General features: G+C 65.2%; 21 protein-coding genes. 14 read left to right on the top strand and 7 right to left on the bottom strand.

All coding sequences use genetic code 11. The features are described from left to right. Positions 1-178: 178 nt before the first annotated feature. Positions 179-1,486 carry a glycosyltransferase gene (locus EV283_RS17040; RefSeq protein WP_242616043.1) on the top strand — a complete coding sequence of 436 codons (1,308 nt, stop codon included), beginning with the start codon at positions 179-181 and terminating at the stop codon, positions 1,484-1,486. On the opposite strand, the gene EV283_RS17035 is transcribed toward EV283_RS17040, so the two are convergent. Beyond that, complete coding sequence (locus EV283_RS17035; RefSeq protein ID WP_165391825.1) at positions 1,434-2,396, bottom strand: phosphatase PAP2 family protein; 963 nt, start codon at positions 2,394-2,396, stop codon at positions 1,434-1,436. The two genes, EV283_RS17040 and EV283_RS17035, sit on opposite strands and share 53 nt — an antisense overlap. A 148-nt stretch (positions 2,397-2,544) precedes the next feature. On the opposite strand from EV283_RS17035, the gene EV283_RS17030 reads away from it, so the two are divergent. From EV283_RS17030 to EV283_RS17020, 3 genes are read left to right on the top strand one after another with little or no spacing between them, the layout of a single operon-like run. After that, positions 2,545-3,072 (top strand): sterol desaturase family protein, encoded by a 528-nt coding sequence (locus tag EV283_RS17030; protein WP_242616042.1) that lies wholly within the window; start codon positions 2,545-2,547, stop codon positions 3,070-3,072. Beyond that, on the top strand, positions 3,072-3,857 hold the full coding sequence (locus EV283_RS17025) for a fatty acid desaturase (protein ID WP_130327445.1): 786 nt from the start codon (positions 3,072-3,074) through the stop codon (positions 3,855-3,857). The genes EV283_RS17030 and EV283_RS17025 overlap by 1 nt, the downstream gene beginning before the upstream one ends. Continuing rightward, complete coding sequence (locus EV283_RS17020; RefSeq protein WP_130327443.1) at positions 3,854-4,627, top strand: sterol desaturase family protein; 774 nt, start codon at positions 3,854-3,856, stop codon at positions 4,625-4,627. Before EV283_RS17025 ends, EV283_RS17020 begins: the two co-directional genes overlap by 4 nt. A gap of 13 nt (positions 4,628-4,640) precedes the next feature. On the opposite strand, the gene EV283_RS17015 is transcribed toward EV283_RS17020, so the two are convergent. The 3 genes from EV283_RS17015 to EV283_RS19260 all read right to left on the bottom strand — a co-directional run bounded on the left by EV283_RS17015 (position 4,641) and on the right by EV283_RS19260 (position 6,911). Next, complete coding sequence (locus EV283_RS17015) at positions 4,641-5,198, bottom strand: metallophosphoesterase family protein (RefSeq protein ID WP_242616041.1); 558 nt, start codon at positions 5,196-5,198, stop codon at positions 4,641-4,643. Positions 5,199-5,222: 24 nt separating this feature from the next. Beyond that, entirely contained in the window at positions 5,223-6,074 is an 852-nt protein-coding gene (asd, locus tag EV283_RS17010; protein WP_130327440.1) for an archaetidylserine decarboxylase, read from the bottom strand. Between the two features lie 153 nt (positions 6,075-6,227). Continuing rightward, positions 6,228-6,911 (bottom strand): response regulator, encoded by a 684-nt coding sequence (locus tag EV283_RS19260; RefSeq protein WP_165391824.1) that lies wholly within the window; start codon positions 6,909-6,911, stop codon positions 6,228-6,230. A gap of 387 nt (positions 6,912-7,298) precedes the next feature. Between EV283_RS19260 and yghU the strand changes: the two genes are divergently transcribed. Beyond that, positions 7,299-8,192, top strand: coding sequence for a glutathione-dependent disulfide-bond oxidoreductase (gene yghU / locus EV283_RS16995; protein WP_130327434.1), 894 nt, complete (start codon positions 7,299-7,301; stop codon positions 8,190-8,192). 75 nt (positions 8,193-8,267) lie between these two features. Here the strand turns inward: yghU and EV283_RS16990 are convergent, their stop codons facing one another. Then, positions 8,268-8,852 (bottom strand): alpha/beta hydrolase, encoded by a 585-nt coding sequence (locus EV283_RS16990; RefSeq protein ID WP_130327432.1) that lies wholly within the window; start codon positions 8,850-8,852, stop codon positions 8,268-8,270. Between the two features lie 197 nt (positions 8,853-9,049). Here EV283_RS16990 and EV283_RS16985 point away from each other — a divergent pair, with 197 nt between their 5' ends. Further along, positions 9,050-9,307, top strand: coding sequence for a hypothetical protein (locus EV283_RS16985; protein WP_130327430.1), 258 nt, complete (start codon positions 9,050-9,052; stop codon positions 9,305-9,307). Between the two features lie 230 nt (positions 9,308-9,537). Then, on the top strand, positions 9,538-10,371 hold the full coding sequence (locus EV283_RS16980) for a type 1 glutamine amidotransferase (RefSeq protein WP_130327428.1): 834 nt from the start codon (positions 9,538-9,540) through the stop codon (positions 10,369-10,371). A gap of 104 nt (positions 10,372-10,475) precedes the next feature. Here EV283_RS16980 and EV283_RS16975 read toward each other — a convergent pair whose 3' ends face one another. After that, complete coding sequence (locus tag EV283_RS16975) at positions 10,476-10,883, bottom strand: response regulator (protein WP_130327426.1); 408 nt, start codon at positions 10,881-10,883, stop codon at positions 10,476-10,478. Positions 10,884-11,205: 322 nt separating this feature from the next. Between EV283_RS16975 and EV283_RS16970 the strand changes: the two genes are divergently transcribed. From EV283_RS16970 to EV283_RS16955, 4 genes are read left to right on the top strand one after another with little or no spacing between them, the layout of a single operon-like run. Next, on the top strand, positions 11,206-12,084 hold the full coding sequence (locus tag EV283_RS16970) for a cytochrome ubiquinol oxidase subunit II (RefSeq protein WP_242616040.1): 879 nt from the start codon (positions 11,206-11,208) through the stop codon (positions 12,082-12,084). Continuing rightward, a complete protein-coding gene (locus tag EV283_RS16965; RefSeq protein WP_130327424.1) occupies positions 12,081-14,180 on the top strand; it encodes a cbb3-type cytochrome c oxidase subunit I in 2,100 nt (699 codons plus the stop codon). Before EV283_RS16970 ends, EV283_RS16965 begins: the two co-directional genes overlap by 4 nt. Beyond that, complete coding sequence (locus EV283_RS16960) at positions 14,177-14,803, top strand: cytochrome c oxidase subunit 3 (protein WP_130327422.1); 627 nt, start codon at positions 14,177-14,179, stop codon at positions 14,801-14,803. Before EV283_RS16965 ends, EV283_RS16960 begins: the two co-directional genes overlap by 4 nt. After that, entirely contained in the window at positions 14,800-15,105 is a 306-nt protein-coding gene (locus EV283_RS16955; protein ID WP_130327420.1) for a cytochrome C oxidase subunit IV family protein, read from the top strand. Before EV283_RS16960 ends, EV283_RS16955 begins: the two co-directional genes overlap by 4 nt. A 74-nt stretch (positions 15,106-15,179) precedes the next feature. On the opposite strand, the gene EV283_RS16950 is transcribed toward EV283_RS16955, so the two are convergent. Beyond that, positions 15,180-16,478, bottom strand: coding sequence for an MFS transporter (locus tag EV283_RS16950; protein WP_130327418.1), 1,299 nt, complete (start codon positions 16,476-16,478; stop codon positions 15,180-15,182). 40 nt (positions 16,479-16,518) lie between these two features. On the opposite strand from EV283_RS16950, the gene EV283_RS16945 reads away from it, so the two are divergent. From EV283_RS16945 to EV283_RS16935, 3 genes are all read left to right on the top strand, one after another. Then, entirely contained in the window at positions 16,519-17,685 is a 1,167-nt protein-coding gene (locus tag EV283_RS16945) for an ROK family transcriptional regulator (RefSeq protein WP_130327416.1), read from the top strand. 114 nt (positions 17,686-17,799) lie between these two features. Next, positions 17,800-20,316, top strand: coding sequence for a TonB-dependent receptor (locus EV283_RS16940; protein WP_130327414.1), 2,517 nt, complete (start codon positions 17,800-17,802; stop codon positions 20,314-20,316). Positions 20,317-20,360: 44 nt separating this feature from the next. After that, entirely contained in the window at positions 20,361-21,296 is a 936-nt protein-coding gene (locus tag EV283_RS16935; RefSeq protein WP_207223176.1) for a glycerophosphodiester phosphodiesterase family protein, read from the top strand. Positions 21,297-21,682 lie beyond the last annotated feature (386 nt).

The following is a 21,682-nucleotide window of genomic DNA, read 5'->3' as shown; positions in this document are numbered from 1 at the left end:
GTGTCCGGCTAAAGGCGAAGGCGATGCCGCACTGACAAGGGCACCCCCTAATGGCCGTCCGCGGCGCGGCTGCTCTCGCGTGGTTCGGCGAGATCTGCCCGTCGGATGGAACTATCGCCTAGCACGGACGCTGGAAGAAACCGCTGATTTTTCGGCGGTAATGGAAGGCTTTGGCCACGTGATCTCTGGACGGCGACATATCGCGATCATCGCGCCGCCGACTGCGGGGCATATCAATCCCCTGGTCGCGCTAGGGGCTGCACTCGCGGCAACAGGATCCGAGGTTACCGTGGTCAATCTGGCGGAAGCGGCGCCGCTCGTGTCGGATCCGGCGGTACGCTTCGCGGCACTCGATCATCCTGCGGACCGCGACGGGGGGCTCGCGACCTATATGTCGGCGTTGGCCAGGCCGTCAGGGCCGATCGGGCTTCCCAGGATGATCCGCACCAGCGCAGCGATGACTCGCCTTCTCCTAGATACCTTGCCGGTAGCGTTGACGCGGCTCGGCGTCGACGCGGTAATCGCGGACTCGGTCGAACCTGCAGGCGTGCTCGTGGCGCGACATCTGCGCTTGCCGTTCGTGACCGCGGTGACCGGGTTGCCGCTGCTCCGGGAGCCGATGGTCCCGCCGCCGTTTCTCGGATGGCCCTATCGGCCAGGTGTGATCGGGCTCAACCGGAACAGGGGTGGGTATGCGGTGAGCGACCTGCTGATGAAGCCGATCACCGGGACGGTCGCGGGATATGCGCGTCTCTGGGGGCTCGATCCCGACCCGCGATATCAATGGTCGGACCGGCTGCAGATCGCCCAATGTCCCGCCGGCCTCGATTTTCCGCGCGCCGCGCTGCCGGCAAGCTTCCGATATGGCGCCCCCTGGCGGCGGAGCGAGCCTGACGAGAGCCTTCCGAGGGACGACGACCGGCCGCTGATATTCTGTTCGCTAGGCTCGTTGCAGGGGGCGCGGCGGTCGCTGTTCGCGGCGATGACGCGCGCTTGTGCCGCGGTCGGCGCGCGTGCGGTGGTGGCGCATGGGGGCGGGCTGAGCGACCGAGAGGCGGCCTCGCTTCCCGGTGAACCGCTGGTCCGCGCGTTCCTGCCGCAGACCACGGTCTTGCAACACTGCTCGGCCGCGATCCTGCACGGCGGGTTCAACACGGTGTTGGACGCGCTGGCGGCGGGGATCCCGATCGTGGCGGTGCCATTGGGGTTCGAACAGCCGGCCACGGCGGCTCGGCTCGCATGGGTCGGCGCGGCCTGTGTCGTGTCGTCCAGGGACGCGGGCAGGGGCGCGCTCGAACCCGCGCTGCGACGCGTATTGACGGACCGGAGCTATCGCCGCGCCGCGCGACTGTTCTCGACGGAAATCGCGGCAGGCGGGGGCGCCACCGAAGCCGCGGCACTGGTCGATGCCGCATTTGGGGGCTGGGCGGACGCTATGCCGGCAACACTGCGCCGACCGGATGGGAAGACGGCCTGCGCCGCGTGAGGCGGTTGGCGATGATGATCGCGGGCGGCGCCAGGATTAGCCCCATGATGACGTCGACGCCGTAATGGCCGCCAAAGACCGGCGTCGCGATGATCGTCAGTATCGCCCATGCGCTACCCGGTACGGACAGGCGCGGTATCGCCCGGAACGCCCAGATGAAGATCGCGGCGAGAGTCGCGTGGAAACTCGGGAAGCTGACGATGCCCATCAGCATGGTGAGGTCGAGGACATGATGCGATCCATCGCGAAGCCCGGCGATCAGACCCTGCTCGACCCACGCCACGGATGGCCAGAGATGCCGGTAATGAGAAGGGTCGAACACATTGCCCATCGCAGGCGTCAGTCCAGAGATCAGGATCGTGACGAAGCCGGACAGGATCGCGGCGCACACCGCCGTTCGCAGCGTGTCGAATCTCGACAGGGCGCTCAGGCACACGATGACGACGATCATCTGCACTGTCAGACTGTGATACGCCAGTCCGAGCACCCAGATCACCGCGGGCGCCATGTCGAGCAGGCGCAGCACCACTGGCCAGTTGAACCCGATCGCGCGATCCGCCGCCGCTAGGCGCTGATCCCACAAGGCTCCCGACTGCGCCGCCAGCGCATAGGCCAGAACGACGCCCAGCACGGTGAACAACGTCATCTGAAGGAAGGCGGTCGCGCCGGCGGCAAGGCGAGGCCGCGCGGTGCGCCTGCCGGTCACCATCGCCGCGCCGAGTGCCGCCATCGCCAGGACCGCAGGCACCGCCCGGACCGGATCGATTGAAAACATGTGCGAATATTGCGTAGCGAGCAGGCTCAGCAGCATCGCCGCGATCAACACCCAGGAAGGCAAATCGGGGCGGTCGGCGGATGGGACGGGCGCGGTCATTGCGGTCGAACGCAGCGTGTCCGCCTGCGGTGCCACCGGCGCGCGGTTAGTTTCACGCGCATGGGGCCCGCCATCATGCGAATTAGCCGATGCCCCCCCTCGCATCGACGTCGCGTAAGGGATATGTACGGATCATGTTGAAATCGCTGTCTCCGTTCGCCTGCACTTCGGTGAGCCACGCCTGATGGCCTGGTTCGACAAACTCGCGATCGTCGTCTTCATGGTGCTGTTCATGGAGTGCTTCGCCTGGGCGGCGCATCGGTATGTCATGCACGGCTGGGGCTGGGGCTGGCACAAATCGCATCACGAGGATCATGATGGCTGGTTCGAGAAGAACGACCTGTACGCGATCGTCTTCGCGATCGTGCCGATCGTCCTGTTCGTCGTCGGCCTGCGGTGGGAGCCCTTGTGGTGGGCGGCGCTCGGCATCACCGTCTATGGTGGTATCTACGCGTTCGTCCACGACATGCTCGTGCACCAGCGCGGGGGCTTTCGCTGGGTCCCCAAGCAGGGCTATTTCAAGCGGCTCCTGCAGGCGCACCGCCTCCACCATGCGGTCGAGGGCAAGGACGGTACCGTCAGCCACGGCTTCCTGTTCGCGCGCAAGCCGGCCGTGCTGAAAGCCCAGCTGCGCGCCAACGTTCAGCCGGCGCGCCGTCCGGTCGGGGGGCAGGAAACTCGTACGATGCCGACGTTGGCAGTGAAGAAGTGATGACCGGCGCGCCGCGCCCCGCGGACCGGGCGTTGGCCCGGCAGACCGCGATCGGCGTCTCGCTGGCCGCGGCGATCGTCGTGGCATGGCTGACGATCCATATCGTCGGCATCTTCTTCTGGCGCTGGAGCTTGAGCACCGTTCCGGTCGCCATCGTGGCGATCCTCGTGCAGACGTGGCTGAGCACCGGCCTGTTCATCGTCGCGCATGACTCGATGCACGGGGCGCTGGCGCCGCGCTATCCCCGCCTGAACCGGGCTATCGGAACGACCTGCCTCGCGCTCTATGCCTGCCTGTCCTATGCGGCACTGCTCCCGCGGCATCATCTGCATCACGAGAGCACGGGGAGAGCGGGGGATCCCGATTTCCATGGTGGCGATCCGAGCCTGGTCGGCTGGTTCATGCAATTCTTCCGCACCTATTATTCGCACGGCCAGATCGTGCGGATCACCTTGGTCGCGCTGATCTATACGCTGCTGCTTGGCGCCCCGCTCGGCAACATCGTCGTCTTCTGGGCCTTGCCGGCCGTGGGCGCCGTGGCGCAGCTGTTCGTGTTCGGCACCTGGCTGCCGCACCGCGACGGCGCGGAGCCGTTTGCGGACTCGCACCGCGCGCACAGCATCAAAATCGGCCCGCTATTATCGCTGCTGACCTGCTTCCACTTCGGCGGCTATCATCACGAGCATCATCTCTTTCCTGGAACACCATGGTGGGGACTGCCGGCGCGGCGTTGCGCGACCGTCGAAAAGTTCGCCGGCCGCCAACTGGCCCGAGACCGCTCATGATCATCGCCATCCTCCTGTCCGCGCTAGCGATGACCGTCATCGTGGGCGTGCGCTATCTCCTCGTCTCAGGCGCGTTCGCGTGGGTGACGGTCCGAAAGCATCCCGGGTTGTACCTCGGGCTGGACCCGCAGGTTCGGCGCGAGATCGTCTGGAGCCTTGCGTCTGCGGCGCTCTACGGAATCCCGGCGGGGGTCGTCGCCTGGGGCTGGGAGCATCATGGCTGGACGCAGGTGTACACCGACATCCATGCCTATCCGCTCTGGTACGCGCCGGTCTCGGTCCTCCTGTATCTGCTGCTGCATGACGCCTGGTTCTACTGGACGCATCGCTGGATGCATCGTCCGGCACCGTTCAAGCTCGCGCATGCGCTCCATCATGCCAGCCGTCCGCCGACCGCGTGGGCCGCGATGGCGTTCCACCCGATCGAGGCGCTGACCGGCGCCGTGGTCATCCCGCTGCTGGTCTTCTTCGTGCCGATCCATGTCGGCGGCTTGGCCATCGTCCTGACGATCATGACGGTGATGGGGGTAACCAATCACATGGGTTGGGAGATCTTCCCTTGCTTCATGTGGACGGGGCGGCTGGGAGGCTGGCTGATCACGGCCAGCCATCACCAGCGGCATCACGAACTCTATGGCTGCAACTACGGTCTGTATTTTCGCCATTGGGACCGGCTGTGCGGCACCGACCGCGGCGTCGGCGACTTCGCGCGCGAGCATGCGCGTGCCGCTCGCAGGGTTACGGCCGCCAGCACCGCCCCCGCGGAATAAATGCAGAGCTGCGTCAGCGGCTCCGGAGCAGCCGGTCGAGCTGGACCGGAGCGAAGTCGTGGACGTCGACGCCCACGTCGAACTGGTGCAGCATCGGTTTCAATCGTCCGTGGCTGTGGCCGTGCAGGTTGATCGCGCCGGGGTGCTGCCCGTTCCAGCTTCTGAAGGGGTAATGGCACAGGACGAGCTGCCGCCCCTCAAGCGTGATCTCTGCATAGTCTGCCACGCTGTCCCACCCTTGCGCGGCAAGCGTTGCATCGGGATCGTTGTTGCCGCGAAGCAGGTGCTTGGTACCGTTCAGCCGTGCCAGCAGCACGGCGACGTCCGCCGGTCGACGCGCCACGTCTCCCAGGTGCCAAACCACGTCATCGCTGCCCACGACGGCGTTCCAGCGTTCGACCAGCGCCTCGGTCATGTCCGCAGCGTTCGCGAACGGTCGGCGAGAAATGTTGATCGTGCGATGGTCGCCGAAATGCGTGTCGGCGGTAAAAAATACGCTCATGGGCGCGGCGACGTCGGCGGGCAGGTCATCGGCGATCAACGATAGCTCGCCTAAAAGGTTCGGCGCCATCTGTGCCGGTATCGCCGTAACGGCTCAGGTCGGGCGATGGCCCATCGGCTCGCCCAATCGTACCTGTCGCTCGGGCACCCATTGGTCGTTGAAGACGATACTATCCTGCCCGAACAGCATGACGATCGTCGAGCCGAGCAGGAAGCGACCCATTTCCTCGCCCTTGCGCAGGACGATGTCCTGATCGGCGTAGCTCCATTCGGTCGTCGTGTTGCTGCGCTTCGCATTGACCACGCCGTGCCAGACAGTCGCCATGCTGCCGACGATGGTGGCGCCGACCAGCACCATGACGAACGGGCCATGCTCCGCGGAATCGAACACGCACACCACGCGTTCGTTGCGCGCGAACAGGTTCGGCACGCCGCGCGCGGTGACGGGGTTCACCGAGAACAACTGTCCGGGCACATGGATCATGCGAGTCAGCCTGCCGTCGCAGGGCATGTGCAGGCGATGATAGTCTTTGGGGGAGAGATACAGGTTGGCAAAGCTGCCGTGTCGGAACCGGGCCGCCAGCACATCGTCGCCGCCGACCAGCTCCGTCGTGGTAAACCTGTGCCCTTTTGCCTGCACGATGTGATGGTCGTCGATCGCGCCGAACTGGCTGATCGCGCCATCGACCGGGCAGACGAAATCCGCGGCCGCAACCGGACGTGCGCCAGCCCTGAGGGGGCGGGTGAAGAAGTCGTTGAAGCTCTTGTAGCTCGCGATGTCCGGATCCGCGGCCTCGCGCATATCGACGGCGTATCGGCCGACGAACCAGCGGATCAGCCGCGTTGTCGCCGAGCCGCCCTGGGCGCCGGCGATTCGCCCCGCAAAGACTGTCAGACTTTGCTTTGGCAGCACGTACTGGAGCAAAACCTTCAGGCGATCGGACATCAAGCTCTCACAACTTCCAAGCCGCTCTTGTAGGGCAAATAAAGGGCAGGTCGACCCTTCAGAGATATGTCCGATGCCGAGCCATGTGATGCGCGCAAACAGGCGCGTCTGTGGGTAAAGACTTCCAACCGCTCCGACGGCGCCCGCGCCTTTTCAGGCGGGACGGGTGGCGAGGCTCATCAGCAGAGCTTGTCGGAGATGTTCGAGCTCGAACGGCTTTTGCAGAACGATCGTGCCGGTCTCCTCGCCATCGAGCGCCACCTGGTCGCCATAGCCCGAGGCAAAGATATACGGCACACCGGCTTTCCTGACGCGCTGTGCGAAATCGAAGCTGACCTGACCGGCCACATTGATGTCGAGTACCGCCAGGTCGAAACGGCCGGCGGCGAGAAGGGCATCGGCCTCCGCGATCGTCGAGGCGGTGGTCACCCGGTTCGCCCCGAGCGCGTACAGCATGTCCTCGGTTTCGAGCGCGATGATCATGCTGTCCTCGAGCAGCAAGATAGAGGTGCTGTTGAGACGGTTGATTTCCGTCGAGCCCGCCACGACGGGTGCCTCCTCGGGGGCAACGGCGTCGCAGCCGATAGCCATGTCTCTATCGACCGCGACGACGTGTTTTGCGGGGAGATAAAAGTCCGCTTCGAGACCGGAGAGCGCGTACCGGATCTCGGCGGTGCCCTGGAGATCGAAGGGTACCGTCCGCTCGATTACCACCGAGCCGAAACCGCGGCGCGTCGGCGCCTGCACAGGCGGCCCGCCCCGCTCGCGCCAGCGAATGTCGAGCCCGCCATCCGCGCGTATGCCAAGCGCGACGTGCACCGTGCCTTCGGTCGACAAAGCCCCGTATTTGGCGCTGTTCGTCGCCAACGAAGCGGGACCATTTTCCGCGTGCGGCGGTCAATAAAGGGGAACAGCCGGTGAAAGCCAGTACAGGGCCGTAAGACCAGCATTTTAGGGATCGTGGCTACCGGCATACGCTATTTAGGGAATACTTCGTGCTGTGGTGTCGAGTACCTGCCAATTCATGGCGATCTACGTCACGAGCGCGCCACCCCCGCAGGAGGCGGCGGGTAGCCGTATCAGGACGAAGATTCGTCGTCGTACAACCACGCTACGCGCCACAGGCCGGCGTCCACCGGTCTCGACCAAAGCCACTCCGCGCTTGCGCCGGGTCCCGCAACAGCTCACTTCGCCGACACCGAACAATCGTAGCGGAGAATCCGAATGACCGAGACCGCCGACTATACGCCGCCCAAGGTCTGGACGTGGAACAAGGAAAGCGGGGGCCGGTTCGCCAGCATCAATCGCCCGATCGCCGGTGCCACGCATGACAAGGACCTACCCGTCGGCAAGCACCCGCTCCAGCTCTATTCGCTGGCGACGCCCAACGGGGTGAAGGTGACGGTGATGCTCGAGGAACTGCTCGCGGCAGGGCATGTGGGCGCCGAATATGATGCGTGGCTGATCAAGATCATGGACGGCGACCAGTTCGGCAGCGGCTTCGTCGAGGCCAATCCGAACTCGAAGATCCCGGCGCTCATCGATCGCAGCGGTGCAACGCCGATCCGGGTCTTCGAGTCCGGATCGATCCTCGTCTATCTCGCCGAGAAGTTCGGTGCGTTCCTGCCCACCGATGCCGCCAAGCGCGCGGAGGTGCTGTCGTGGCTGTTCTGGCAGATGGGGGCGGGGCCAATGCTCGGCGGCGGCTTCGGGCATTTCTACGCCTACGCACCGGTGAAGATCGAATATGCGATCGACCGCTTCGCGATGGAAGTGAAGCGGCAGCTCGACGTTCTCGACCGGCGCCTGGGCGACAGCGAGTATGTCGGCGGCGACGACTATTCGATCGCCGACATGGCGGTGTGGCCCTGGTACGGCGCGCTGGTAAAGGGGCTCGTCTATGAGGCCGCCGAGTTCCTTCAGGTGAACGAGTATAAGAATGTCCAGCGCTGGACCGATATGATCGCCGCGCGGCCAGCGGTGGCACGCGGGCGGATGGTCAACCGCGTTATGGGCGAGCCTTCCAGCCAGCTTCCCGAGCGCCACGACGCCGGCGACTTCGAGACGCGGACACAGGACAAGCTCGACGCGCTGCGGACTGACGGCGCGCCGGAGTAAGGCTTGGCCATTGAGGCCGAGCGTTCGGACACGCACCCGATGCCAGCTCGGCATCAGGTGCGTGTCGAGCGTTACCTAGCCATCGCCGATGGCGTTGAGGATGCGATAGGCGGCACCGACGTCGCGCTCGACGACGGCGGCGGTGAAGCGCTCGATGATCGCGCGTAATCGGTTGGTTGGCGCGCTCGCTGCGGTCAGGATCGGGCCGTCGATCAAGCGACTTCCCCATTCGATGCCCAGCCGCTGCGTTTCGTCATCCGCGCCGACCGCGATCGACGGAAAGGGCAGTTTCATCTTCGGCGATGCAAAGCCGTGGCCCGTGAGCCCGGCCCGTTCGGGCGCCACGAGCAAGGCGCCGGAAACGTTCGCCGTATAGGATTTCGGCGACAGCCGTGCCCACCATGCGGCCGCCGCGCACGCGCTTCCCTGTGCCAGCAGCATGACGGCCCGGTCGGAGATCGATACGGCTGCATCGATGCGCGCCGCCGTCGCGGTTCGCTCTGCAACAGTACGGCCCCGAACCGCGATCTGCTGCAAATCGGCAAACCGCGGGAATTCTCGGAACCGGTCGAAGATCGAGACGGAATTTTCGGGGACGAGCGCGATGAGCTTCAGCCGATGGCTTTCCAGGACAGCAACAGACACGATCCGGTCTCCCATTCCATGAGCGCATAGGCTGCCTAATTCGGACCTGGCGCGCAATGCCGTTGATCGGATACGAGCCAGACCGGTCTATCCCGGCTCCAGGTTGATTCCGCGCCTTGCGCGTTGCTGGCTTATCCCATCCTGCGAAGGGCGCTGCCTTGCCAAGGCGCGGGCGCGACGCCAACACTGAGTCTGTGAGGGAGAAGCCTGTGATGTCCGACGAATATGCGCGCGGGCGGCGCGATGGATTGCGCCTGGCACTGTCCATCCTCGAAGCAGAGGAAGCGAAGTGGGAAGCCTTGCTCGGCAAGAGCCCGTCATGGCGGACCAACGCCACGCGCGCGATCCGCCACAAGGCCTATCAGGTCGCGCGCAAACGCGTGCAGACCGCGCTGAACCGGTTCCTGCCCAAGTCGGAGTCCGCTTTGCCGGTCGAGGTCGCGTCGATGATCGATCAAGCTGGATTATAGGCGGGGCAGCGTTGCGCGCACCCCGGCTCATCGTGATCATCGCGACCGACGCCGTGATCGACCGCACCCGCCGTCAGAACAGGCTGGGCAATCCCGGCATTGCAATGTTCGTCTACCGGTTACCGGGCGGTACGCTAGCGCCGGTGGTGAATTCACATCTATTCTCCGGTCGGCGCAGGAACATGCGGTCTGCCGTGCGTTCAGTCTGTCCTGACCCGTGAGGACATGCTTTGCCGAATTTCCTAGTCGCCGAAAGCGAAACAGCGGCCGAACGCGATGAGCGTCGCGAGCACGCCGGCAAGAGTTCGGGCGAAACCTACGCCGCGACGCTCGCCCAATTGCGGCCCGGTGCTGACATTACGATCATTGCGCCGGCGGATGCCGATGCCAGATCGTTCACGCCAGCCGATCTCGCGCGATACGATGCGGTGTTCGTCACCGGCGCACCCCTGCATGTCTACGACGATAGCCCCGAGGTTCGCCGGCAACTGGCGTTCATGGCGAGCGTCTTTGCCTCCGGGACGCCGTCGTTCGGTTCCTGTGCCGGGCTGCAACTCGCCGTCGCAGCCGCGGGCGGGACGGTCCGCAAGATGGAGCGGATGGAGGCCGGGATTTCGCGCCGCATCGCGCCGACCGAAAAGGGTCGCAACCACCCGCTGCTGAGGGGGCGAGGTCCATGCTGGGATGCGCCCGCGATTCATGGCGACGAGGTCGAGACGCTGCCGGCTGACGCAACGCTGCTTGCCAGCAACGCGGTCAGCGCCGTGCAGGCCGTGGAGATACGCCATGATGGCGGCGTGTTCTGGGGCGTTCAATATCATCCCGAATTGGCGCCCGGGGAGATTGCGGTGGCGCTACGTCGGCAGGCGTCGGATATTGTCGATGCGGGGCTGGCGGAGACTGTGGCCGATGTCGAACGCCGCGCCGATCAGCTCGATGTGTTGCAGAATGATGCGGGACGAACGACCGCGCTGTGGGCACTCGGGGTTGACCACCGGTTCGCCGAAGAAGAATGTCGCAGGCTGGAGCTGACCAACTTCCTCGAGCACCTTGCCAAATGCTGATGACGTTTGGCAACGGCAACTTCGCACCGCGCCCAGGATGAGAACCACGTCTCCCTTCTCGGGGATTACTGCCCGCTTTGAAAGCGCTGTCGTGTTCAGAAGATTCAAACGGCCTTTTTGAGCGGTTCCGGTAATTTGTTGTCAGGCAGCATTTGCCGCAAATGCCGATGCACCATTTGCTTGTTGAAGGGCTTGGGTATGAACGTCGCCTTGTCGGGCATTTCGCCGGCCTTTGGCAGGACATGGCCGGACGCGATCACGATCTCGATCGCTGGCCAGTGTTCGGCAACATGCCGCGCCAGAGCGAAACCGTTCGTGTGCCCGGGCATGTCGACATCCGAGAAGAGCAAGACGATATTTTCCCAATTCGTCGCCAAGATTCGCTTCGCTTCGTCACCGTCCATAGCCTCGTAGAAGCGGAACCCGGCGTCCTCGAGAATGCCTGTCGTGTCCATCATGATCAGCGGATCATCGTCGACGACAAGGGCATAGGGCATGGTTGAAAGGGTCATGCAGCCCTAACCCCTCGCAATGGGTCAAGTTGCCGCGAACGACGAATTTCTGGCTGATCGGCTCGAACAGGATGGGGAAGCAAAGCGCGTCCGGCTATCAAGCCAGCCGGAAGACGCTAGCGCGCGAGTATCGTTATCACGCTGCCGGCTCAGTTTTGGAATGCGCCGACCTACTCGCCCACAACCAGATCTTTTGATTAAAATCGTGTGAAACCGAGCTGTTCGGAGCATTTTTTCGCACGGTCTGTTAATCCGGTCTGTTAGGGGAAGACGGCGGTGCCGTCGTTGCTTAAGAGGGCGGAGGGGGCGATAAGGGGGACAGGTGATCGTACGGCTCAAGCGCGGGGTGTCGCGGCTATCGCTGCTCGCGACGCTGATCGGTCTTGGTGGGTGCACGGCGTTGTCGCACGGGTTCCTCAATCCGCAGGGGCCGGTTGCGGGGCACGAGCGCGACCTGTTCATCACCGTCTCGATCGTTCTGCTGTTCGTCGCCGGGCCGGTGCTGCTGCTCACGCCGCTGTTTGCCTGGCATTACCGTCTGTCCAATCGCAGCGACGCATACCGGCCGAAGTGGAACTTCTCGTGGTGGGTGGAGGCCTTGATCTGGATCCCGCCCGCCGGGATCGTCATCGGGCTCGCCATGCTGCTGTGGCACTGGACGCAGATCGACGATCCGTATCGGCGCCTGCCGGGCGCCGCACCGGTCGAAGTGCAGGCGATCGCGCTCGATTGGAAATGGGTGTTCGTCTATCCCGATCTCGGCGTCGCGGCTGTCGATCGGCTGACCATTCCCGCCGGGCGCCCGGTGCATATCAAACTGACGAGCGGCACCGTCATGCAGTCGATGCTCATCCCACAACTTGCCGGTCAGATCTATGCGATGGGCGGCATGACGACCGAGCTCAACATCCAGGCGCACGGGCCGGGGCGGTTCCGCGGCGAGAACACGCAGTATAACGGCGCCGGGTTCCAGCAGCAGAAGTTCGATGTCGTTGCGGTGTCGCCCGCGGGCTATGATCGCTGGGCGGCGACTGCGCGCCGGGGAACGCGCACGCTTGACGCGCAGACGTGGCGGCGGCTGTCCTTGCGATCGATCATCACGCAGCCCGTCGAGTTCGCCCGCGTGCCGCCGCTGCTGTTCGAGCATGTGCTCGCGGCGACCGGCGGCATGACCCACTCCCCTCCGAAAGCCGTTCGATGACCGTTTCCGTTCCCCTCTGGCCCGCGGTGCTCGGGCGTTTCGGCTGGCAGGACCTGCCGTTCGTGCGCGCTTGGGAAAACCCGACGATCAGCGAGATCATCGGCGCGTTCGCTGGCGCGCTGGTGGTGGTGGGCGCGGTCGTCGTCGCGGCGCTGCTGACGCGCTACGGCAAGTGGCGGTATCTGTGGACCGAGTGGCTCACCAGCCTCGACCACAAGAAGATCGGCATCATGTATATCGTCGTCGCGTTGGTGATGCTGTCGCGGGCGCTGGTCGAGGCGGTGCTGATGCGGATGCAGCAGGCGGTGGCGATCGGGAATCCTGGGTTCCTGTCGCCTGATCATTTCGGCCAACTTTTCTCGACGCACGGCTCGATCATGATCTTCTTCATGGCGATGCCGTTCCTGACGGGGATGATCAACTATGTCCTGCCGCTTCAGATCGGCGCGCGCGACATGGCGTTTCCCTGGGCCAATTCGATCGCGCTGTGGCTCACGATCGGTGCGGCCGGGCTGATGATGACGTCGCTGGTGGTGGGAGAATTCTCGACCGGCGGGTGGAGCGGCTACCCGCCCTATACCGAGCGCGCGTTCAGCCCGGGCGTCGGTGTCGACTACTGGATCTGGGCGGTGACGCTCGGCTCGATCGGCTCGACGATGGCGGGGATCAACATCGCCTGCACCGTCTACAAATTGCGCGCGCCGGGGATGCGCTTCATGCGGATGCCGATGTTCGCGTGGACCAGCCTGTGCACGTCGATCCTGATGATCTTCGCGATGCCACCGCTGACTGTCGCCACGCTGCTGCTCGCGCTCGACCGCTATCTGGGGTTCCATTTCTTCACCAACGACCTTGGCGGCAATATGATGAACTACGCCAACATGTTCTGGCTGTTCGGTCATCCCGAGGTCTACATCCTGATCCTGCCCGCGTTCGGCGTCTATTCGGAGGTCGTGTCGACCTTCTCGAGCAAGGATCTGTATGGCTACACCTCGCTGGTGATCGCGACGATGGCGATCGCGGTGCTCAGCTTCACCGTGTGGGTCCATCATTTCTTCACGATGGGGCAGTCGGCCAACGTCAACGCGGCGTTCGGGATCGCGACGATGACGATCGGCGTGCCGACGGGCGTCAAGATCTACGACTGGATCTGGACGATGTTTCGCGGCGAGGTGCGCTTCACCGTGCCGATGCTCTACGCGATCGCCTTCATGATGACGTTCGTGCTGGGCGGCTTCACCGGCATCATCCTGGCGATGCCGCCGCTCGATTACCTCGTCCACAACACGCTGTTCCTGGTCGCGCATTTCCACAACATGCTGATCCCGGGCCTCCTCTACGGGATGCTGGCGGGCTATCACTACTGGTTTCCCAAGGCGTTCGGGTTTCGCCTCGACGAGCGGTGGGGGCGGATCGCGTTCACCTGCTGGGTGGTCGGCTTCTACCTCGCCTTCTTCCCGCTCTACGTGCTCGGCGCGAGCGGGATGGCGCGGCGGACACAGGCGATCTTCGAACCTTCGTTCCGACCTTGGCTGTACGTCGCGGGCGTCGGTGCGTTCATCCTGCTGGCGGCGCTGACGTCGCTCGGCATCCAGCTATGGGTGAGCATCCGCGACCGGGCCGCGACGCGCGTCGAGGCGGGCGACCCGTGGGATGGCCGTGGGCTCGAATGGTCGATCAGCGCACCGCCGCCCGAATATAATTTCGCGGTCCTGCCGCAGGTCGACGGGCGCAACCCGTTCTACGATCACAAGCACGACGAGGGCCAACCCGATCCCTACGCCTCGCCGCCATCCTACACGGATATCGTCGTGCCGCGGGGCAGCGCGACCAGCGTCGTGATCGGGCTTGCCGCAGCGGTCGCCGCGTTCGGACTGGTCTGGGCGATCTGGGGGCTCACCATCGTCGCGCTCCAGGTGATCGTCGCGGCGGTCGTGATGCGCAGCTTCGGGCGCGACCAGCACCGCACCATCCCCGCCGCGGAGATCGCGCGCGCGCATGAGGCCTGGCTCGCCCGCGTCCGCGTAACCCTCGCGATCCCGCGCCAGTTGGAGACCGCGGCCGTCAACCGCGGCCTGGCGGAGATCGTCCGATGAGCGAACCCGAACTGGCGCACGCCGGCCTCAACCTCGGCGACACCGGCGAACTGACGAAGGACCAGGCGGAGAACGCGATCTTCGGGTTCTGGATATTCCTGATGAGCGACGCGGTGATCTTCGCGCTGCTGTTCGCCACCTACGGCACGATGATCGCGAGTACCGTCGGCGGCCCGACTCCGGCATCCGAGTTCAAGCTGCTCCCCGCGTTCGTCGAAACGCTGCTGTTGCTGACGAGCAGCGCGACGTTCGGCCGCGCGACGCTGGCGATGAAGTATGACGAACCGCGCCGCGTGCTGTTCGGCTGGCTCGGCGCGACGCTGGGCCTCGGCCTGGTCTTCCTCGCGCTCGAGGCGAACGACTTCGCGACGATGGTCGCGCACGGCGCCTATCCGATGCGCAGCGGCTTCCTGTCGTCGTTCTTCGCGCTGGTCGGACTGCACGGCCTCCACGTCGCGGTCGCCTGTTTCTGGCTGATCGTGATGGTCGGCCAGGTCTGCGCGTACGGCTTCGATGCGCGCGTCAGGATCAACCTGTTGCGGCTGGGGCTGTTCTGGCACCTGCTCGACATCGTCTGGATCGCGATCTTCTCGGTCGTCTATCTGCAAGGAAATATCGGATGAGCGACCGGACCCGCGAATTGCGCACCTATGCGGTTGGGTACGTCCTGTCGCTCGTGCTGACGGTGGCGGCCTTTGCGCTGGTCCGCTGGCCGTCTTTCGGGGCGCGCGCGATCTTCGGGACCGTGCTGGCGCTGGGCCTCGTGCAGATGGCGGTCCAGTTCCGCTGTTTCCTGCACATCAGCCTGAAGCGCTCCTCGCGTCATGACCTGCAACTGATATTATTCTCCACGCTGATCATCGCGCTGATGGTGTCGGGAACGCTGGTGATCCTGTTCAATCTGCGTGGGCGGATGATGGGGTGACGCGCTCCGAGGCCGATTACCGTCACTCGGCAACCAAGCGGTCGAGAGGGGCGCGACTGCACCCTGTTCTAAGATTAGCCGGGTGTGTGGCGCAGCAGGAGCAGGCACGACACGCAGCCCAGCACCGGCAACGCGAGCGCGGCGATTATTATGGGGGAGATACCGCCGAGGCACGCGGTGCACGCGCCATCCTGCATGGCGACCGCAATCGAGAGGATGGCCCCGCCGACGCCTGCCGCGCCCTTGAGCGTCGCGAGAAACAAGCCGATCGGCAGCGCTTCCGATCCGCCGCCCCCGTCCTTGCCGGCACGAATGCTGCGCGCGAGGAGTGCCCAGATCGCCATATTGGCACCGGCGTTTGCGATGCCGATGACGACGAGCGGCGCCAATCCCGCGCCCGTGTCGAGCCGCCAGCCCAGCAGCACGAGACCCGCAACCATGACCCCATAGACCAGCCGCAGGACGGTCTGTGACGAGCAGCGCCGCGAGAGAAGGATCCAGCCGGGTAGCGACAGCGCTTGTGCCAGCGTCATCGTCGACAGAGCGAGCCCCGCCCAGGCTGCATCGCCATGCACCACCGTGCCGAAGAACGGCAGCGCGCGACTGAAGATCGGGATCAGGCTCGACTGGATCGCGATGAGCATCAGCACGCGCCGATAGGCGTGGTTGCGCCAAAGCCGGCTGAGCAGCGCAGCGGAACTCGCACGCACGGGAGCGATCGCGGCAGCCGGCAGCGTGCGGGTCACGTGCCGGGCGAGGGTCAGGGTCGCGAGATACAGGAGGCCGCCGCCAAGCGCGCACAGTCCGAACGCCGTATGCGGCTCTGCGGCGCGTGGCACCGCCAGCAGGTAGGAGGAGGCAAGGCCCACCAGCCCGGCCCCGATCGCGCTGAAGACGAGGCGGAGCCCCGACACCATCGACGCATTCCGCGCCGTCGTCGCGACCCGGACGAGCAGCGTGTTGTGCCCGATGTCGCACAAGGTGTAGCCGATCCGGCAGGCCGCGACCGCCGCGACGACGAGCAGCGGATAGGATTGCGCCGGGATCGCAAAGATCGCCCAGAAGGCGAGCCCGCACAGCGGCGCGCCGATCTGGATCAGCCGGCCGAGCAGGTCGGGCCGGGCGTAGCGGTCGACGAGATGCCCCACCACGACATCGGCGCACGCGTCCCAGAACATCATCCCCGAGAGCAGCGCCCCCGCCCAGAAGGGCGGGAGATGCGCGGCGGTGACGAGATAGAAAAGCAGGAAGCTCTCGAACGTCGTCCAGACGACGCTCTTGCCAAGATTGCCCGCCGCATAGCCGAGGTTGATCCCGCGCCGCGGCCCGGACTCATCGCGAATAGGCGCAGGGGTGGGCAGGGGAGCAGCCATCGTGCGAGCGGGTAGCGGCCTCGCCTTTCATTTTCTTGACATGCTGCAGATATATACGGTCGCGATGATCAACCGACATCGCCCGCAGATCCTGTTGACCGAGCAGCAGAAGCGCATCCTCTGGCAGCTCCGCATCGGCGGACCGAGCCCTCGGATCCAGCTCGCCGAAACGCTCGGCATGAACGGCGCCTCGATGACGCGGATGACGCAGCAGCTGATCGCGCTCGGGGTGGTCGAGGAGCATGATTCGCAGGGCGCGGCGACGCGGGGGCGGCCGATGGTGCCGCTTGCTATTTCCGAGCATGGCGGATGGGCGGTCGGCGCGACGGTCCACCCGGGGTGGCTGGAACTGGTGCTCGTCGATTTCTCGGGCAAGCCGTTGATCCGGGATTCGCTTCGGTTCGACAGCCCCGATCCGCTCGTGTTCGCGCGGACGCTCGATGCGCGGCTGCGCGCGCTGGCCGCCGACCATGGCTTCATGCGCGGGCGGTTCCTCGGGGTGGGCGTGGCGGTTCCGGGCTACAGGATCCGCGGCAATCGCGACCATCGTCAGGTCGTCGACCGTCTTTCCGGCTGGAGCGACGTGCCGCTTGCCGAGATGCTCGGCGACGTGCTCGGCATGGCGGTGTGGATCGAGAACGACGCGACCGCCGCCGCGCTTGCCGAATTTTACCAGAAGGACATCATCGGGCGGTATCGCTCGGTGCTGGTGCTGTTCCTCGGGCATGGCATCGGCGCGGGGCTGATCGCCGAGCGCGATCTGTTCGCGGGCGAGCATGGCAATGCGGGCGAAGTCGGACGGTTGTTCCCGACCGGGCAGCCGCGCCCCTCGGGGATCGACCTGCTGCATCTGTTGCAGGCTGCGGGCGAACCGATTGAGTCGCTCTCGGAGATCGACGCACTGCAGGCGCGGCACGCGCCGCTGATCGCGGACTGGATCGAACGCGTCGCGCGCCAGCTCGACTATGCGGTCATCACCGGAACGGTCTGGCTCGACCCTGGCGCGGTCGTCATTTCGGGTGCGCTGCCGCTGGCGATACTGGAGCGGCTGGCAGTACGGATCGATCATCTCGTAGCGGCGCGCGACGCGGACTATCGCGGGGAAATTCCCAAGGTTCACGCGTCGCCGATCGGCAGCTCCGCGGTGGTGATCGGTGCCGCGCTCGCACCGATCCATGCGGTGACCGCACCCAGTAACGGGGGCTGAACGGCGTCATCCATACAATTCTGGTCGCGATTATTTAATTACGCGAAAGTAATTAAAACTGTCATGACCGCTGATCATAGCGCCCCCCAATCGTGACCTTTGGGGGGTATCATCATGCAGAAGAATCGTTTCCTGAGCAGCACCGGCCTGTGGGCGCTCGCCGCGCTCGCCACCCCGGCCGTCGCGCAGCAGCCCGCGCCGGTGGCGAGCGCTGCACCGCAGGCCGCTGCCCCCGCCGCCGAGCCCGAGGCTGTCCCGAGCGACATCGTCGTGACCGGCTCGGCGCGTGCGCAGCGCCGCTTCGACGTCTCCTATGCGGTCAACACGCTGTCGAGCGACGACATCAAGAAGCTCGCGCCGCAGAGCATGGCGCAGCTGCTCAGCGCGATCCCGGGCGTCCAGGTCGAATCGACCGGCGGCGAGGTGCAGAACATCACGCGCGTCCGCGGCATCCCGACCGATCGCGGCTATCTCTATTTCCAGCAGGACGGCCTGCCGCTGTTCCACGATCTCGACGGCTATTTCTTCAACGCGGGCGACGGGATGAACCGCACCGACCTGATGACGCAGCGCGTCGAGGTCGTCCGCGGCGGCCCCGCGCCGATCTACGCGAGCGGCGCCGCGGCGATCGCCAACGTCATCACGCGCACCGGCACCGACACGCCGCACGGCGAGGCCAAGCTGACGCTCGGCACGTCCGGGCTGTACCGGCTCGACGCCTATCAGTCCGGCCCGCTCGGGCATGACACCTATTATGCGGTCGGCGGGTTCCTCCGCCAGAATGACGGCTATCGCGACGCGGGCTTTCCGTTCGACCGCGGCGGGCAGATCCGCGGCAACCTGAAGCACGATTTTTCCAACGGCTCCATCAAGCTGTCGGGCGAATATGTGAACGACCGCAACGGCTTCTATCTGTCGCTGCCGACCGCGGACCCGCGCGACCCGTCGGTCAGCCTCAACCCGTTCCTCAATTCGCTGACGGGCACGTTGAGCACGCCGGCGCTGCGTTCTGTCAACATCGCGTACCGCAATGGCGCGGGCGTCGTGCAGAACCGGAGCGGCGACCTCGCCGATGGGCGCCACATGCGGATGGGCAATGCGCAGCTCGATTATGAGGGCGATTACGGGCCGTGGCACGTCTCGGCGAAGGCCGGCTATACCTCGGGGCGCTCCACCCTCGACGCGCTCTACACGACGTCCAACCCGCAGGATGCGACGACCTTCGCCAATGGCTTCCGGTCGGCGGCGCAGTCGGCGTTCGGCAATGTCGCACGGCTCGGCTACGCGGTCGCGGGGACGAACGGCGCGACCGTCTATGATCCGGCGAGCCAGTCGGGCCTGGTGCTGAGCGCCCAATATCGCTCGACCGAGGCGAAATTCTATTCGGGCCAGGGCGATCTGAGCATCACGCGCAAGTTCGAGACGCCGATCGGCACGCACGATATTCGCGTCGGCGTCTATGGCGCAGACTGGGGCAGCACCGTCTTCGGCGTCTATCAGAACTATTTGCTGCAAGTGACGTCGCAGCCCAAGACGCTCGATCTCATCGCCTATGACGCGCAGGGCGCGGTGCGAGGCTATGTCACCGACAATGGCGCGCTCAACGACGCGTCCTCGCTGGTCGGCGGCAAATATGATGCGCAGATGGTCGCGGTGTACGGCACCGACACCTGGGACGTGACCGACAAGCTGCGGATCGACCTCGGTTTGCGGCAGGAATGGTATAATTACACCGGTTTCTCGCAGACCACCGCGGCCTATAACCTTGGGAACGCGACGACGCTCGCAGACAACAGCACGCGCGGCTTCACCGGCGCGATCATCAACACCAAGCTCAAGCCCAAGGCTACGAACTGGACGGCCGGTGCGAATTACGATCTGAGCCACAGCTTCGGTGTGTATGCGCGAGCCTCGCAGCTCGAGGTGCCCGCCTATGCGTCGGCAGTCGCGATCGCGGGATCGTCGTTCACCGCGTCCAAGGCGAAGCTGTACGAAGCCGGGGTCAAGGCGGTGTCGGGGCGGTCGTATCTGTACGTCACCGGCTTCTATACCAAGTTCGATCCGCTCAACGCGAGCTTTACCACCTTCAACCCGACCACCGGGCGAAGCGACCAGATCGTCAACTTCGTCGGCTCGGCGCAGGACAAGGGCGTCGAGGCGGACGGCCAGCTCCGGATCCGCGGCCCCTTGTCGCTGTCGGGCGCACTGACGGTGCAGGACCCCAAATACATCAACTTTACCAGCAGCACCGGAGCGAATGCCGGCGCGGTCGCCGGCAAGCAGATTGTCCGCCAGCCCAAGGTGTACGGCAACATCCGCCCGAGCCTCGATTTCGAGGCGGGCGGTAACCGCGTGAGCGTCTATGGTCGTTACGATTATGTCGGGAAGCGTTTCGTCGACGTGACCAACACGACCGCGCTGCCCGGCTATGGCTATTTCAGCGCAGGGGTGATGGTGGATCGCGGTCCGTGGAGCTTCCAGGTCGCGGGCGACAACATCACCAACGCGCACGGCCTGACCGAAGGCAATACCGCGGGCGACACGCTGACCGGGCAGGGGACGCCCAACGCGATCTTCGGGCGGCCGCTCTGGGGCCGGAACGTCCGCTTCTCGCTTGGGCTCAAGTGGTGAGCATGCGCGCGTCGCAACCCGATCCTCGCGTGATGGACTTGGTGATGAAATTCCTGCCCTGCGCGGTCGGCGGGCTGTTGCTCGCCACCAGCACCGCCAGCGCCACCACGACCGACGCCATCATGGCGAACATCCGCAATCCCCAGGGTAAGCTCGTCGTCATCGCGCATCGCGGTTGCCACGAGCCCGCGCCGCGCCACGGGTTCGGTGCCGCGCCCGAAAACGGGGTGTCGGCGCTCGAGCATTGCGTCGCGCTTCGGGCCAACATGATGGAGACCGACATCCGCGAAACCAAGGACGGCTATCTCGTCATGGTGCATGACGAGACCGTCGATCGCACCACCACGGGCACCGGCAAGGTCGCCGACCTGACGCTCGCGCAGATCAAGGCGCTGCGGCTTCGCCAGAACGAGGGCGGTCGCGACGCCCCGGTAACGGCGGAACAGGTGCTGACGCTCGACGAAATCCTCGCGCGCGCCAAGGGACGGATCACGCTCAACCTCGACGTCAAGGATGCGATCTACCCGCAGGTGATCGCGGCAGTGCGCGCGTTGGGGGCGCAGGACCGCGTGACGCTCAAGACGCGGGTCGGGATTGGCTCGCCGCCGATTGCGGCGATGGCACCGTATGATCAGGTGCCGTTCCTCGTCATTCCGATGGAGGGCGACGACAGCGGCGCGACCATTCCCGACATCATCGCCGCGCAGATGGCGGGCCGCACCAAGCCGGTCGGGATCGAACTGCCGTATCACCTACCCGAGGCGGCGCTCCCAGCGATCGCCACGCGCGCGCGCAGGCTCGGCGTGCGACTGTGGGTCAACATGCTCGACGGCAGTTTCGTGCTGGGCGCAGGTAGCGACAAGGATGCGTTGCGCCTCCCCGATGCGGTGTGGGGAAAACTGGTCCGGGCGGGCGCATCGATGTTGCTGACGGACGAGCCAGAAGCGATGCTGGCGATGCGGGATCGGTCGACGAAATGACTAGGGTAGTTCGCCCTAGGACCGATCCGATACCCTGCCGCTTCTAACGGTCGTGCGCCGATATCGCCGCCCATGCGGAATACTGAACAACGATCATGAACGGCGGAATGTAACGGTCAGAAGGCCATCCGTTGGGTCGCGATGGCCAGAGCGGATGCAGGGTGTTGCCGACGGAAAGGGGGGGGCGACTGGCAGCGGCGCATCAAGCGGCAACACGGCGGCTGCATCGTAATGTCGTATTTCGGGAAATACCTGGTTGACGTCGCGACGCCGCTCTCTTAGATACGTCGAACCGCAGCGGAGTGCCTCACGGGCTTCTGCAGCGGTCGTAAAAAACCAGATGCTGCAAGCTTCCTGCTAGGGAGGTTATGCGAGTGTCGGTATTT

This window comes from Sphingomonas sp. BK036, from assembly GCF_004216825.1.
In the GTDB taxonomy this organism is placed as follows: domain Bacteria; phylum Pseudomonadota; class Alphaproteobacteria; order Sphingomonadales; family Sphingomonadaceae; genus Sphingomonas.
This window is presented reverse-complemented; position numbering and strand designations above follow the sequence as displayed.